Origin of the sequence: Arthrobacter sp. ISL-95 (genome assembly GCF_018613695.1) — a bacterium.
Lineage (GTDB): Bacteria > Actinomycetota > Actinomycetes > Actinomycetales > Micrococcaceae > Arthrobacter.
Window position 1 is genome coordinate 74,400 of record NZ_JAGGPR010000004.1, and the last position, 13,164, is coordinate 87,563.

The 13,164-nt window shown below is 60.7% G+C and carries 12 protein-coding genes; 7 read left to right on the forward strand and 5 right to left on the reverse strand.

Features of this window, described 5'->3' with window-relative positions; all coding sequences use genetic code 11:
* The first annotated feature begins 2 nt into the window (after nucleotides 1-2).
* The 3 genes from J7I86_RS05955 to J7I86_RS05965 all read left to right on the forward strand — a co-directional run bounded on the left by J7I86_RS05955 (nucleotide 3) and on the right by J7I86_RS05965 (nucleotide 3,530).
* Complete coding sequence (locus tag J7I86_RS05955; RefSeq protein WP_214817272.1) at nucleotides 3-932, forward strand: carbohydrate ABC transporter permease; 930 nt, start codon at nucleotides 3-5, stop codon at nucleotides 930-932.
* The gene (locus J7I86_RS05960) at nucleotides 929-1,828 is read left to right on the forward strand and encodes a carbohydrate ABC transporter permease (protein WP_214817275.1); all 900 of its coding nucleotides are present in this window, start codon (nucleotides 929-931) and stop codon (nucleotides 1,826-1,828) included. Before J7I86_RS05955 ends, J7I86_RS05960 begins: the two co-directional genes overlap by 4 nt.
* Nucleotides 1,829-1,901: 73 nt before the next feature.
* Nucleotides 1,902-3,530 carry an aldehyde dehydrogenase (NADP(+)) gene (locus J7I86_RS05965; RefSeq protein WP_214817278.1) on the forward strand — a complete coding sequence of 543 codons (1,629 nt, stop codon included), beginning with the start codon at nucleotides 1,902-1,904 and terminating at the stop codon, nucleotides 3,528-3,530.
* 639 nt (nucleotides 3,531-4,169) lie between these two features.
* Here J7I86_RS05965 and J7I86_RS05970 read toward each other — a convergent pair.
* The 3 genes from J7I86_RS05970 to J7I86_RS05980 all read right to left on the reverse strand — a co-directional run bounded on the left by J7I86_RS05970 (nucleotide 4,170) and on the right by J7I86_RS05980 (nucleotide 6,670).
* On the reverse strand, nucleotides 4,170-4,529 hold the full coding sequence (locus J7I86_RS05970) for a cyclophilin-like fold protein (protein ID WP_214817281.1): 360 nt from the start codon (nucleotides 4,527-4,529) through the stop codon (nucleotides 4,170-4,172).
* A gap of 105 nt (nucleotides 4,530-4,634) precedes the next feature.
* Complete coding sequence (locus tag J7I86_RS05975; RefSeq protein WP_214817301.1) at nucleotides 4,635-5,597, reverse strand: aldo/keto reductase; 963 nt, start codon at nucleotides 5,595-5,597, stop codon at nucleotides 4,635-4,637.
* Between the two features lie 206 nt (nucleotides 5,598-5,803).
* Complete coding sequence (locus J7I86_RS05980) at nucleotides 5,804-6,670, reverse strand: aldo/keto reductase (protein WP_214817315.1); 867 nt, start codon at nucleotides 6,668-6,670, stop codon at nucleotides 5,804-5,806.
* 144 nt (nucleotides 6,671-6,814) lie between these two features.
* Between J7I86_RS05980 and J7I86_RS05985 the strand changes: the two genes are divergently transcribed.
* The 4 genes from J7I86_RS05985 (at nucleotide 6,815) to J7I86_RS06000 (ending at nucleotide 11,421) form a co-directional block, all read left to right on the forward strand.
* Nucleotides 6,815-7,405, forward strand: coding sequence for a TetR family transcriptional regulator (locus J7I86_RS05985; protein ID WP_214817317.1), 591 nt, complete (start codon nucleotides 6,815-6,817; stop codon nucleotides 7,403-7,405).
* 914 nt (nucleotides 7,406-8,319) lie between these two features.
* Nucleotides 8,320-9,576, forward strand: a complete 1,257-nt coding sequence (locus J7I86_RS05990) for an ABC transporter substrate-binding protein (protein ID WP_286179417.1) — start codon at nucleotides 8,320-8,322, stop codon at nucleotides 9,574-9,576.
* A gap of 55 nt (nucleotides 9,577-9,631) precedes the next feature.
* Nucleotides 9,632-10,564, forward strand: a complete 933-nt coding sequence (locus J7I86_RS05995; RefSeq protein WP_286179418.1) for a carbohydrate ABC transporter permease — start codon at nucleotides 9,632-9,634, stop codon at nucleotides 10,562-10,564.
* Nucleotides 10,561-11,421 carry a carbohydrate ABC transporter permease gene (locus J7I86_RS06000; RefSeq protein WP_214817337.1) on the forward strand — a complete coding sequence of 287 codons (861 nt, stop codon included), beginning with the start codon at nucleotides 10,561-10,563 and terminating at the stop codon, nucleotides 11,419-11,421. Before J7I86_RS05995 ends, J7I86_RS06000 begins: the two co-directional genes overlap by 4 nt.
* A 251-nt stretch (nucleotides 11,422-11,672) precedes the next feature.
* On the opposite strand, the gene J7I86_RS06005 is transcribed toward J7I86_RS06000, so the two are convergent.
* Both J7I86_RS06005 and J7I86_RS06010 read right to left on the reverse strand, forming a co-directional pair.
* On the reverse strand, nucleotides 11,673-12,125 hold the full coding sequence (locus J7I86_RS06005; protein ID WP_214817340.1) for a VOC family protein: 453 nt from the start codon (nucleotides 12,123-12,125) through the stop codon (nucleotides 11,673-11,675).
* A 156-nt stretch (nucleotides 12,126-12,281) separates the two neighbouring features.
* Nucleotides 12,282-13,031 (reverse strand): SDR family NAD(P)-dependent oxidoreductase, encoded by a 750-nt coding sequence (locus tag J7I86_RS06010; RefSeq protein WP_214817355.1) that lies wholly within the window; start codon nucleotides 13,029-13,031, stop codon nucleotides 12,282-12,284.
* Nucleotides 13,032-13,164: the final 133 nt, after the last annotated feature.

The following is a 13,164-nucleotide window of genomic DNA, read 5'->3' on the forward strand; positions in this document are numbered from 1 at the left end:
CCATGACTGTCATAACCCCCAACCGGCCTGGACGTCTGACCCGACCAAAAGCGAACGCTCGGCTGCGACGCTTCTACCCCTACTTCCTGATCGGCCCAGCAGCGATCTTGACACTGGTGTTCCTCGTGTACCCGGTCGGCAGCGTCTTCTATTACAGCCTCCAGAACTCGAACGTCACCCAGCCGTGGAACGACGGCTTCGCTGGTATGGACAACTTCGTGGCCTTGAGCCAAGATCCCCTCTTCTGGCGAAGCCTGATCTTCACCCTCCAGTGGGTGGCGGTAGAGGTCGGACTACAGTTCATTTTTGGTCTGGCGTTGGCGCTCCTTATCAACAAGACCTTCGTAGGACGAGCCATTGCACGTTCATTGGTCTTCTCACCCTGGGCTGTTTCCGGCATCCTCACCACCACCATCTGGATACTGATCTACAACCCCTCCACCGGGGTCGGCCGCTACCTCGCAGACATCGGAATCGGGGAATACGGCGTCTCCCTCCTCTCAGGCAGCGGGACAACGTTTTGGGCTGTCGTGCTCGCCGAAATGTGGAAAGGGATCCCCTTCTTCGCCATTCTGATTCTGGCCGACCTCCAATCCGTGTCCTTGGAACTCTACGAATCGGCTGAAGTCGACGGGGCAGGCACCTGGAGGAAATTTCTCTCCATCACCTGGCCCCATATCCGGCAGGCAGTGGTCGTCGCAGGTTTACTTCGGGCTGTGTGGGAGTTCAACAACGTTGACCTGCTGTATACGCTGACTGGTGGTGGCCCCGCAGGAGCTACCACAACTCTGCCCCTCTATGTCGCGCAGACGGCTATCCATGACCGCGACTTCGGCTACGGTTCTGCACTCACGGTGGTGGCCTTCCTGATCCTGACCTTCTTTTCGCTGGTCTATCTGCGTATTACCAAGTCCAAAGAGGATGACAAATGACCTCCTTGCTTCCCCAAACTGCACCGCCCCGCCTCCAGGCGGGTGACCACGGCGCCTACCGGCCACTGAGCCCCCTGAAGAAGCGCGCCCGGCGCATCGACCGGATCCTGACCTACGTGCCGCTGGCGTTGTTCCTCATCTTCACGCTCGTACCGTTCTATTGGATGCTGCTTTTCGCATTCCGGCCTACAGGATCAACGTCCCTGGTCCCGTGGCCAATCACGTTCGAACACTTCGAGACGGTATGGAACGGGTCCGGGTTCGGGATCTACTTCAAGAACAGCCTCTTCGTTGCCGTCATGAGCCTGCTGACCTCCACCGTCGTCGCCCTCCTAGGCGGCTACGCGCTTGCCCGATTCAAGTTCCGCGGCAAAACATTCTTCCTGGTAGCCATGCTCTGCACCCAGTTCGTACCGGGGGCGATGATGCTCATCCCACTCTTCGAGATCTTCAACGGGGTCGGGCTCACCAACAGCCTCTGGAGCCTCATCATCTCGGACACCGTCTTCCACCTTCCACTGTCCCTGATCCTGATGTCAGGATTCATTAGGAACGTCCCCGTGGAACTGGAAGAAGCTGCCTGGGTAGACGGCTGCACCCGCATCCAGGCCTTCCGGCTGGTCGTCTTGCCCCTCCTGAAACCCGGAATCGTTGCTGTTGGTTCCTTCGCCTTCATCAGCGCCTGGAACAACTTCCTCTTCGCGATCATGTTCATCAGCAGCCAAGACCAATTCACCGTCCCCGTCGGCCTCAGCTACCTTTTGGGCGAATTCGGCGCCGACTTCGGAGCCCTTGCCGCAGGCGGCGTCATCGCCATCATCCCCGTAGTGCTCCTCTTCGCCTACGTCCAGAAATTCCTGGTCCAGGGACTGAGCGCCGGAGCAGTCAAGGGGTAAACGGCAGCGGCAACCGCCGCTGCCGTTTACCCGGCACCTCCCCCTGGCCGCCACCAACCTCCGAGGAACCACCGTGACCCTTACAGGACATTCACTTATCGCCGGACAGCCCGTTGCGGGTGCCGGCAAGACCACAAACGGTCTCAATCCCGCCACGAACGAGCCGCTGGAACCGGCATACATGCTGCTCACGGAAGACCAGCTGAAGACCGCCACGGCCGCTGCGAAGGAGGCCTTCCCGTCCTTCAGCAGCCTGGTCCCGGAGGCCCACGCGTCCTTCCTCGAAGCTATCGCGGACAATATCGAGGCCATCGGTGACGAACTCATCACCCGCGCCTGCCAGGAAACCGGGCTCCCGGCGGCCCGCCTGCAGGGCGAGCGGACCCGCACCACCGGGCAGCTCCGACTCTTCGCCGGTCTGGTCCGGCAAGGCGACTTCCGCGGCGTGCGCATCGACCCCGCCCTCCCAGACCGAGCCCCGCTGCCCCGCGTCGACATCCGTCAGCGCCAGATCCCTCTGGGTCCCGTGGCCGTGTTCGGTGCCAGCAACTTTCCGCTCGCGTTCTCCACCGCAGGCGGTGATACAGCCTCCGCACTCGCCGCCGGCTGCCCTGTGGTCTTCAAAGCCCACAACGCCCATCCCGGCACCAGTGAACTCGTAGGCCATGCGGTCACTAAAGCCGTCAGGGACGCAGGGCTGCACCCGGGCGTGTTCTCCCTGATCTACGGTCCCGGCGCCAGCATCGGCCAGGCCCTCGCGGCCGACCCCGCCATCAAGGCCGTCGGCTTCACCGGCTCCCAATCGGCCGGCATCGCCCTGATGAAGACAGCGGCTGCACGCCCCGAACCCATCCCGGTCTACGCCGAAATGTCCTCCCTTAACCCCGTCTTCGTCTTCCAAGGCACCCTCGAGGGATCCGCTGAAGACATCGACGCCCTCGCCCGGCGATACGTCGCGTCCGTCACCGACAGCTCCGGGCAGCTCTGCACCTCCCCCGGTCTGCTCTTCGCCCCCGCAGGCGAGGCCGGAGACAAACTCGCCGCCGCCGTCGGCCGCGCCGTTTCCGCGTGCGCGGGGCAAACCATGCTGACCGAAGGGATCTCCAACTCTTGGAACACCGGAACCGCAAACCTCAGCTCCGCCGCCGGCGTCGAACTGATCGGCCAAGGCACACCCGGCAACACCAAGAACGCCCCGGCACCCGCCATCTTCGGCACCGGCGTGGACCAGTTCGCCAGCAACCACGTCCTGCACAAGGAAATCTTCGGCGCCGCCTCACTCGTAATCCGCTACAACAGCATCGATGACCTGCTCCAGGCCGCCGCCCGGATTGAAGGCCAGCTCACCGCCTCGCTGCAGCTGACCGAAGAGGACTATCCGACGGCGGCACGCCTCCTGCCCGTCCTTGAACAGAAGGTGGGCCGCATCATTGTGAACGGCTGGCCCACCGGCGTCGAAGTAGGCCACGCGATGGTCCACGGCGGTCCCTTCCCCGCCACGTCCGATACCCGCACCACCTCCGTGGGAACCCTCGCCATCAACCGGTTCCTCCGCCCCGTCGCCTACCAAGACCTGCCCCAGGAACTCCTCCCTCAACCCCTCCGTGACACCAACCCCTGGCATCTCAACCGCCGCATCGACGGTGAAGTTGTGCCCGCCGTAGAAAGGGAAGAGGCAGTCGGCGCGACGAAACACTACTAGGCGACCCGCAGATCAACGTAAGAAGACGCGGCGAAAGATTGTCAGCGTGGACGACACCCCAAACCGGAGCCCTATGCGAACGAGTGTTCACCGATATCCCGGTGCAGGTCGTCTTCGAGTGGTACTCACCGCGGGTTCGGGCCATTTCGCGGGCCTCTGTCAACGGCTCCGCTCCCGGATTTACGGGAAAGATGAGCAGCAACGGTGTCCCCTACGGCGGGTTCCTCCTTACCGATATCATTACGCTTCTCAGCGTCGGGTTGGGCGCAGCATTCCCGTCCCAGGCTTCAAAACCGTGCTGGAGATCTCGGCTCTGGGCATCATCGGCGGATAGGCCACCATCATGCTCTGCCAGATGAAGCTGCAGGCATAGGCAAAACAAGGGAAAATCGAACGGCTCGGGTTCAGGCTCTTCGGCGCCCCCTCCACCTCACAACTGACCCTCGTATTCCTGCTCTTCGTTCTGGTGTGCATGGGTTTCTCGGACGCGGGACGCTTGCGTCTTCGAGGGTGAAGGGCGACCTGGGAAGAATGTCGTCGTTCTCGCCGTCACTCGAGTAGATGAACACCGATCCCGTGCTCTTCCATCAAATGGCGGGAGGGGTACGGGGTCGCTTTTCGTCCAGGAGCAGGTTCTGGTCAGGCTTTCTCGATGGTCATGGTGAAGGGATCACCGCCAGCGGCGATCAGGTCCAGGCCTGTGGTGATGGTGCCCAGGTGAACGATGCCCGGCTCCGGGATTGAGAGATCCCCGGTGTCGGCGTAGAAGAAGACGATGTCCTGGCTCGGGGCCCAGTAGGCGATCTGGCCGACGGTGTACGCCCCGATGGGGTCGGTGACGTTCGCGAGGGCCACGGGCAAGGGGCCCATCTTCTCGCGCTCGAAGAGGTCTCCCAGAGTGAGCGTGAGTGGGAGCGCGCTGAGGAGTTCGCGGCCAGCGGGTGAGTCGATGATCTCGCCCGTCGCTTCGCCGTTGGGGAGGGTGATGCGGATGTTCATGGTGGCACTCCTTTGTCGGTGTTTGTTGATGTCGGCGAAGTTATCGTCGCCTGAGCATTTGCTGTGATGGAGCGCGCCTGTGGTTTTTGGGCGTCGTCAAGCGGGTTACTGCCATTCGGCGCTCATGCCGGCGGGGAATCGGGAGCCGAAGCCACCGCTGGGGAGGATCTCCTTCACGCGGTTGAGATCTGCCGGAGTGAGGGTGAGGTCTGCGGCGCCGACGTTCTCCTGGACGCGAGTGGCGCTGCGGGTGCCGGGGATCGGGACGATGTGCTCGCCCTGCGCAAGCAGCCAGGCAAGTGCCAGCTGCGCAACTGTCGCGCCCTTGGAGGCGGCCAGTTCGCTCAGCTGGCGGGTGGCGTCGAGGTTCTTCTCGAAGTTGCCGGGCTGCCAACGGGCTGCACTATGGCGCATATCGCTCTGGTCGTACTCGGCTCCCGGTTTCGCGGTGCCGGTGAGGAAACCGCGTCCTAAGGGGGAGTATGGCACGAAGCCGATACCGAGCTCGTCAAGGACCGGGAACAGGACCTCGACTTCGCGATCGAAGAGGGAGTACTCGGTCTGCAGGACCGAGACCGGCTGCACCGCGTGGGCGCGGCGCATCGTGTCGGGGCCGGCTTCGCTCAGGCCGAAGTACTTAACCTTGCCGGCGTCGATGAACTCCTTCACGGCACCGGCGACCTCCTCGATGGGGACGTTGGGGTCGGGGCGGTGCTGGTAGAGGACGTCGATGTGATCCATGCCGAGGTAGCGGAGGCTGTTCTCGACGACTTCGCGGAGATGCTCGGGGCGGCTGTCGAGACCAAATTCGGGTGTGAAGCCGAACTTGGTCGCGATGACCACGTCGTCGCGGAAGCTCTTGACGGCACGGCCGACGATCTTCTCGTTCTCACCCCAGCCATACATCTCGGCAGTGTCGAAGAACGTGACGCCGAGCTCGTACGCTTTCTGGATCGCCGCGATGCCCTCGTGCTCCTCGCCAGGTCCGTAGAACGAGGAGATTCCCATCGAGCCGTAGCCGAGCGCGGAGGTCGTGAGGCCTTGCTGGCCGAGTGTGCGTGTCTTCATGGTGTGTCTTTCTTCTCGTAGTGATGCATAGCGCGACCACATCGCTGGGGGCGCCGTATTGGCAGTCTAGGTCTGAAACGTCAGATCCTGACAGATTATTCCCTGGTAGTTGGTTTCGGCGGATAGTGGAGAGTGTTGGAAAAGCCGGTGCTACGCGGGGTGTTTGTGGCGCCGGGTTCTGCTGTCGTGACCCATGAGGTTCAGGTTTAGACATGGGCTCCATGGGGTGCGATCCGCTCGATCTGCGCGAGGTCGTCCGGTGTCAGGATGAGCTCGGAGGCAACCGAGTTTTCGGTCACGCGCTCGGGGTTCCGTGAGCCGGGGATGGGGACAATGTAGGGCTTAAGGGTGAGCAACCAAGCGAGAGACAGCTGCGACAAGGTCACTCCCCGCTCGTCCGCGAGAACCTGCAGCTCGTCGGCGATCGCGAGATTCGCTTCGAAGTTGCCAGGCGCCCACCAGGGGTTGTTGCGGCGGAAGTCACCGGCCGGGTATCCCTCGAGGGGCTTTACGGCGCCGGTGAGAAACCCTCTGGCCAGGGGGCGGTAGGCGATCAGGCCGATCCCGAGCTCCTCAAGCACTTCGAACAGCGCCTCGGACTGTCGGTCGAAGATCGAGTAAGAGGTTTGCACGACGCTGATCGGATGGACGGCGTGGGCCTTCCGGATGTTCTCGGCGCTGGTGTTGGACAGGCCCAAGTACTTGACCTTCCCGGCGTCCACGAACTGCGCCATCAGCCCCACAACGTCCTCGATGGGAACTGCCGGGTCGTGGATGTGCTGGTAGAGCACGTCGATGGTATCGACGCCGAGGCGTCCGAGGCTATTGTCCACAACGTCCCGCACGTGGTCCAGGCGCGAGTTCGGGGTGAACGCCGGCGTGAAGCCGAATTTAGTCGCGATCGTCACCTCGTCACGGATCGGGGCGAGGGCCTGGCCGAGCACCCGCTCACCCTTGCCCCAACCGTAGAGCTCGGCGGTATCGAAATGCGTGACGCCAGCTTCGTGAGCGCGGCGTATCGCCGAAATCGATGCGGTGTCGTAATCCGCGCCGTTCCCGAGGGCAGTATCCATCGAGCCTTAGCCAATGGCAGAGGTGGCCAGTCCTTGCTGGCCGAGCGTGCGTCTCTTCATGTGAATCCCTTTCGCCAAGTAGATAAGTCATATCATGCCATATATGTCAGAATCTGACACGCATGTCAGATGTAGGATGTTCGTATGAGCCAACAAGATGCCCCACGCGGAGGACTCCGCGCCGTTACTCGCGACGTGGTCAGGCAACGACTTTCCGATGTGGCAATCGACCTTTTCGCGGAGCGTGGTTTTGAGGGGGTTACCGTCGAGCAGGTCGCGGCCGCGGCGGGTGTGTCCACGAGGAGTGTGCACCGGTACTTCCCGGCGAAAGAGGACATGGTTGTTGGTACCCTCACCGATTACGGGGAGCGCGTGGCTGAAGCGTTCGCGGCGCGCACGACTGACGAGCGCGCTATCAAGTCGCTGCATGCCGCGTACTCCACGATGCTCGGCACCCGCGCGCAGACCGATCGTGACAAGATCGCGATCCGGCTGCTTTCCAGCACACCCTCACTCCGTGCGCGCAACTTCGAGAAGCACCTGCAGTGGGCCGAGCTCCTGACCCCCGTTGTCGCTCACAGGCTCAACGGTGACCACGCTCTCATCCGAGCGAAGGTCATCGTCCAGGCCAGTCTCTGCGCCTTCGATGTTGCCCTGGCAACCTGGGCCGAGACCGACGAGATGCAGGGCCTCCAGGAGATCCTCAGCACCACCTTTGGGGCGCTCGAGTCCTAAACATCAGCCCTGCAACTCGCCGCAGGGTGTGCCACTTCGATCCCATGCCAGATTGGGCTGAGTGCCGGGACCCCGCCCCATGCAGAGCATCTTGGAGACAAGGTGTTCGACGGCGACTGGCGCACCATTGATGTCTGCTACCGCCGGATCGAGAGGTTCTTGAGGAACCTTGAGGGTACGTACCTCGGCGATGAGGACGCGGTGATCCATTCCGCCCGGATCCAAAGCACACCAATACCTCGAACTCGCCCTCGAAACCGACCCCGGCTACCGCTTCGCCATGACTCCGTGGCGTTCCAGAGCCAGATTTACAAATATCGCTCATCGGCGTTCGAGTCCATGACGCCGCTGGACGAGTGGTTCGTTATCCGACCCAACGCTTTCCGCCGTATTTGGGGTTCAGCCAAGTTTGGACCCAAAAGGCAGTTTGTAGGAGAAGGAACGCCAGAAGCCCGACGTTTCACTTCAGCCGCTCCGCAACGTCGAGTTCGCACCTGGTTCGACGAGTTCACCCTATGGAAACAACACTCCGCAGCCCGTGACATCTGCGATCACGGCATCAGAGTGCTGCCTATGGACTCTGGAAATCCCAACTCACAAATGTCGCGACGCATTCGAAACGCTCAGCGGCTGCACCGCGACACGCGGGTAGTGGACCGGGTGTTTAACCGAAAAAATGAGTGGTCACAATCCATATCAAAGGTTTCCTTGACAGAGCCTCCTTACGGCCCTAGATTTATTGCAACCGATCTCAGCAACCGATCTCACTGCTAATTTCGTCAATGCAACCGATCTCAAAGGAGAGACTCGATGATTTACCATCTCCTGCCCGACCGTCGGCCGCCCCTAGTCAGTCGGCATCGTTTGAGCACGGCATGCTTTCGCATCAGCAACCCAGTCCACAGGAGAAATTCATGATCAACAAGCGATGGGGCTTGGCGCTCGTCACAGCCGTTGTAGCCGGCCTTACCCTTAGCGGCTGCTCCCCCTCACCTTCGGAACCGCAAGGGCCCGTGACGCTCAGCTACTGGGATTTCCTCGACCCCAGCCAAGCTAATCCGCGCTCCAAAGCCTTAAAGGAAAACATTGCCAACTTCGAAGCGGCGAACCCGGACATCAAGATTAACCTCTCTGTTGTTTCACTGGGCGATATGTTGAACAGACTGCCGCAAGCAGCGGCAGCTGGTCAGGCTCCAGACGTTTTCAAGATGTACACCCCAATCGTTCCTCAGATGGCATCTGCCGGCGTTTACTCCCCGCTGCCTGACGCGGCCTCCAAGGTCACTGACTGGCTGCGGCCAACCGACACTCTTGCCGGCCCGGACGGCAAGCAGGTCGCCGTGCCCTATGAATACCGGACCTGCGCCCTTTACTACAACCAGAAGATCCTTTCCCAGATCGGTGCGACCATTCCCACCACTTACGATCAGGTCGTCGACGTTGCTCGAAAGGCTGCCGCGGCCGGTTTCACCGGCTTTGGAACCGGCTTCTCGGACACCGACAACTCAGCGATTATCAGCACCTTCTTTAACTGCTTCATGTCCCAGGTCGATCAAGAAATGTGGAACAAAGACGGGCAAGCAGATTTCGCTACATCCAAGGGCGAGGAGTTTGGTAACTTCCTGGCCAAGCTCAGGGATGCAAAGGCCTTGGGAAGCAATGTCGTTTCGGATACGTACGGCACCGTGGCTGACGGGATGGCAAGCGGTACGGTGGCCATGGCAGTTATGGGCACGGAACGGGTAGTTTCGTTTGCCTCGCAAAACCCGGACCTCAAGTGGACAGCCTTGCCGAAAGCCAGCACCGGAGACACCACGGGCACCACCATCGGGTGGACCTTGGGCATAGGCAATGGCAGCAAACACACGGAGGCCGCTTGGAAGTTCATCGAGTACATGACCGGTCCGGAAGCCGGTGCTCTCATGGCGACGGGTGGTGAGGTACCCACGCGTGCCGCCACCTACCAGCAACCGTTCTTCTCCTCGCCTGAGGCAAAGACCGTCAATGACATCTCCGCCTACGTCAAGAGCAACAGTGAACCACGCACTTATGCCAATACATGGACCGCGCTTGCCACTGGTCTTTCCCAAGCCGGGCAGAAACTGACCCTTAACGGTTCGTCGGGCAGCGACTTTATCCATTCCGCGCAGGATGCGGCCAACAAGAAATAGCCGCCCGATATCCGGGGAGCCTGAGACATCAGGCTCCCCTCGGAAGGGACAGATAATGTCAACAAAAAGCTCGCCCCGCATCTCACGCCGTCCCGTTGCTTCCCCCTTAGGCACCCAAACCGTTCGCCGGGCGCGTAGGGATCGAATGGTATGGCTCTACGTCGTCCCTGTCACCGCTGTGTTCCTCTTTGTCTTCGTGGGGCCGCTCATCTACACAGCATGGACAGCTCTCCACGAGACCACTTATTACCAGATCGGAAAATTCTCGGGTCTTAATTCCTTTGTCCGGCTCTTCTCGGACTCCGACCTCCCCAGTCGCATCGGGACAACCTTGGTGTTCTCCCTCGGTGCCTTGGTCATCGCTTTGCCGGCAGGGCTTCTGTCCGCGATCGTGCTAAACAACCTCCATCGCTTCAAGCGCTCCGTCCGGAGCCTCTTCCTGCTGCCCTGGCTGATGTCGCAGGCCACTGCAGGAACAATCTGGCTGTGGTTCCTCAACCCCAACTATGGTCCGGCTTCTGCCATCACTAAATCCCTTGGGTTCGGTCCCACCGATGTTTTCTCATCACCGACCAGCGCCCTGGTTGCAGTGACCCTGATGACCGCCTGGTGGTCCTACCCGCAAGCCATGCTCCTCTTTCTGGGTGCCCTACAAACGATTCCGGAGGAACTCCGTGAAAGCCTGAAGGTGGACGGCGGCGGAGCTTGGCACGGGTTTGTGAACATCACGCTCCCTTATCTACGCAACACCATCGTCTCCGTCGTGGTCGTTCTTCTCATGCTCTATGTACAGATGGTCACGATCATTCTTGTCACCACAAGAGGAGGCCCGATCGGTTCCACGGAGACGCTGTCCATGCGGGTATACAACCAGATGTTCGACAAGTTCGATCTCTCTGGAGCCTCAGCAACGGCTCTCCTGCTTTTTGCCGTCAACATCGTCCTGACACTCGTCGCCATTCGCTTCCGACGGAAGGAAAGCCTGTGAGCACCACAACCTCGAGCCGCCAGCGCCGCCTCGGCGCCTTCATCCGAGGGGTTCCGGCCTGGGCTTTCGTCATCCTGTCCGCCGCGGTGGTACTTCCGCCTGTTGCATGGATCGTGTCCACATCGCTGAAAACCGCCCAGGACACCCTCGAGTTCCCGCCGCGGTGGATACCGGACCCGATCTCTTCCGAGGGCTTTGTCGGCCTGTTGACCTCGACCAACATCCGCTTCTTCGCGAACTCGCTCATCTACGCTGGCGGCTCCATCGTGCTTGCTCTGGTCATTTGCATCCCCGCAGCGTACGTGGCCACGAGGCACCGGAGCCGTCGCATGGAAACTCTGATGACAGGTATCCTGGTCCTGTCCATGGTCCCGGCGATCGTGGTCTTTATCGCGCTGTACTCCATGTTCGTCAAGACCGCATTGATCAACACTTATCCGATGATGATCATCGTCTACACGGCCATCATTTGTGGACAAACCATCCTGTTTCTACGCAATTTCATCGAGAACATACCCGTCGAAATCGAGGAAGCGGCCGCAATCGATGGCTGCTCGCGACTGCAGATCTTATGGCGCATCATCCTTCCGCTCATCCGGCCTGGTATCGCTGCCGTGGCCATCTTCATCTTCGTCTTCGTCTGGAACGACTTCCTGGTCGGTACCGTCCTCGCCACCACAGAGGACATGAAGACCGTTCAGAACGGCATTGTGCGATACATAACCACCGGGTTCGGTAGCTTCTGGGGACTCTTCGCCGCATTCATCGTCGTTGCTTTCATCCCCGTTCTCTCAATCTTCCTGGCGTTCCAGCGCTGGTTTGTTGCCGGCATGACGTCCGGCGGAGTCAAGGGGTAGCTCAGGCAACCGTTAAGCCGCACCGTTCGGCCATACAGTAGGCAGGCCCCGTGACCGTTTCCAACGGCTCACGGGGCCTGCTTTGTTGTTGTTGATGATGGCTGGTGCGGAAACGGAGGGGTGTCTCTTCCCTTTGCTTGACGGTTGAATTGGCGGGTGCGAAACCACACGAGGAACCAGGCACCACAGGCTGGCGCCGAGTCAAACATGTTGCTTCATCTACTCTGAGTGCATAATTCCTAACCAGTGACTTACGAGGCCTGGCTTGGACGCCAGTCGGGCGACTGAATCAGCTCTACACGATTTCCGTCTGGATCAAGGAGGTAAACCAACCACCCGCCTGCAATGGGGCCTGAGGTCGGGGCAATAGGTTCTGATACCGCGCTGTAACCAAGCGCTGTCATCTTGGCGTATACCTGTCGCACGTCAATATCTGTAAAGGCCAGGTGAGCCGTGCCCGGCTGCGCCTCTGAAGGATTGACGGCCGGCAGTAGCGGCTCGGCATGGGCGAGTTCCAGCCGAAAGGATCCGTCGCTGGTAGCGAGAAGCATGGCTCTGACCTTAACGTCGGGACGGCCGTAGAGTTCTCCGATGTATGGTCCCGACGTCCACGCATCCACACGTGTTAGTCCGAGGCCATCCACGTAGAAACGCTCGCTGCGCTCCATATCCGTTACGTGCAGGGCCGTGTGATGATGTCGCATTATGTTTGTCTCCTTGGCAGATGAGGGACTTGTCTCTGATTGCTGAATTGCCTTCAGGATGATGGGAACAGCATTGAAGCGTTGGTGTTGGTTTGAGTGAGGTGATGGCTCGGCGGCACAGGCGGTCAATGAGAAGAAGCCCCTGTCGGGTGTGCTTCAGGTTCCTATTCCCAAATGTGCTCCGCCCGCCACGTCGAGAGAGACTCCCGTGATGTAGCGGTTGTCGGGATCGGAGAGGAACAGGATGGCGCGGGCAACTTCATCGGGCTCGGCGAAGCGACGCATCGGCACTTGCGCTGCGCGCTTCGCGCGGTTGGCGGCCGCGTCCGGGCCGGAGTCTCGGGCAAATTGCGCCCACATGGGTGTGTTCACCGGTCCTGGTGCGATCGCGTTCACGGAGATGCCGTCGGGTCCGAGCAATTCCGCAAAGGACCACATGATGTGGAGGACCGCGAGCTTGCTCGCGTTATAGGGCAGGTAGTTGAGGCGTGCTTCTTTGGCCGCAACGGAAGACAGGACCACGATCGCGCCGGCTGTGCCTGTCTCGAGCATGGACTTCGCCGTCTCGCGGACCATCGTGAAAGTCGCTGTCGTATTGATTCTCAGGATGGAGTCGAACTCTTCAGTGGTTGTGTCCATTATATCCGGGGTGGGGCCGAGCACTCCGGCCGCGTGAACGAGGACATCTACGCGGCCGTACTTGGCCTGGATGTCCTGTATGACCGCAGCGCATTGTTCTTGCGCGGTGATGTCCAAGGGGTAAAACGCCTCCAGGGACTGATCCTCTTTGGGGGCACGGTCAGCGCCGATGACCATGGCTCCAGCGGCTGTGAGTGCGCTGACAGCAGCGTCGCCGATTCCTCCGCTGGACCCGGTTACCAGAACCACCTGGTCTTTGAGGCTCATGGGTTCCCTCCGCTCTGGGCGCGGCTCGACTGCCGTGCTTCTGTGGTCGGAAAGTGAGGTGCTTGCTTCATGTTCATTTCCTTACTCGATATTGCACGGTTGGTCCGGTCGTCCTTCGTTCCGCTCTGATGCT

Coding starts and splice junctions, on each gene's coding strand:
- J7I86_RS05980 (WP_214817315.1), bottom strand. CDS start 6,670: ATGGATACTGCCCTCGGGAACGGCGCGGATTACGACACCGCATCGATT.
- J7I86_RS05985 (WP_214817317.1), top strand. CDS start 6,815: ATGAGCCAACAAGATGCCCCACGCGGAGGACTCCGCGCCGTTACTCGC.
- J7I86_RS05955 (WP_214817272.1), top strand. CDS start 3: ATGACTGTCATAACCCCCAACCGGCCTGGACGTCTGACCCGACCAAAA.
- J7I86_RS06005 (WP_214817340.1), bottom strand. CDS start 12,125: ATGCGACATCATCACACGGCCCTGCACGTAACGGATATGGAGCGCAGC.
- J7I86_RS05960 (WP_214817275.1), top strand. CDS start 929: ATGACCTCCTTGCTTCCCCAAACTGCACCGCCCCGCCTCCAGGCGGGT.
- J7I86_RS05995 (WP_286179418.1), top strand. CDS start 9,632: ATGTCAACAAAAAGCTCGCCCCGCATCTCACGCCGTCCCGTTGCTTCC.
- J7I86_RS06010 (WP_214817355.1), bottom strand. CDS start 13,031: ATGAGCCTCAAAGACCAGGTGGTTCTGGTAACCGGGTCCAGCGGAGGA.
- J7I86_RS05975 (WP_214817301.1), bottom strand. CDS start 5,597: ATGAAGACACGCACACTCGGCCAGCAAGGCCTCACGACCTCCGCGCTC.
- J7I86_RS05990 (WP_286179417.1), top strand. CDS start 8,320: ATGATCAACAAGCGATGGGGCTTGGCGCTCGTCACAGCCGTTGTAGCC.
- J7I86_RS05970 (WP_214817281.1), bottom strand. CDS start 4,529: ATGAACATCCGCATCACCCTCCCCAACGGCGAAGCGACGGGCGAGATC.